Annotated in this window: 1 pseudogene; it reads left to right on the top strand. The window is 48.0% G+C overall.

Annotated elements, in window-relative coordinates:
- Nucleotides 1–920 (top strand): annotated as a pseudogene (locus A3738_RS22000) (transketolase); the annotation flags it as partial.

Here is a 920-nt window from a genome sequence, read left to right as displayed (position 1 = left end):
GGTAAAGAAGATTGCCACGGCGCACCATTAGGTGAAGAAGAGATCGTTGCAACGCGTGCGAAGTTAGGCTGGGAATTCGGTGCATTTGAAGTACCTGAAGATGTCTATGCACAGTGGGATGCAAAAGATAAAGGCCAGCAGCTCGAAGATGCATGGGAAGAGAAGTTCTCGGCTTATGCTGAGGCTTACCCTGAGTTAGCGCTCGAATTGGCACGCCGCTTATCTGGCGACCTACCGGAAGATTTCTCTGAGAAAGCGAAAGCTTACATTGATCAGTGCCAGGTCGATGCAAATACAGTTGCTAGCCGCAAAGCTTCTCAGAACACACTAAACGCATTTGGCCCACTTCTTCCCGAGTTTATGGGGGGCTCTGCGGATCTCGCACCATCGAACCTTACAATGTGGAGCGAATCAAAAGCTGTTACAGCTGAAGATGCTTCGGGTAATTATCTCCACTACGGTGTTCGAGAATTCGGTATGTCAGCAATAATGAACGGCATTGCGTTACACGGTGGTTTTATTCCTTACGGTGCGACCTTCCTGATTTTCATGGAATATGCGCGTAATGCAGTGCGTATGGCTGCATTGATGAAGCAACGTTCAATTTTCGTATTTACGCATGACTCAATCGGCTTGGGTGAAGATGGTCCAACGCACCAACCAGTAGAGCAGATTGCTTCATTGAGAACGACGCCAAATATGGATACATGGCGACCATGTGATGCTGTTGAATCTGCAGCAGCATGGAAGTCAGCAGTAGAACGCACAGATGGCCCAAGCTCTCTTGTATTCTCCCGTCAAAACTTACCTCACCAAACTCGCGATGCTACGCAAGTAGAAAACATCGAAAAAGGTGCGTACGTACTACGTGATTGCGATGGTACGCCTGAGCTTATCTTTATTGCGACAGGCTCTGAAAT

The organism is Oleiphilus sp. HI0066 (assembly GCF_001635725.1).
Note: the sequence above shows the minus strand (reverse complement) of the source record. Positions and strands in the feature narration are given on the sequence as shown.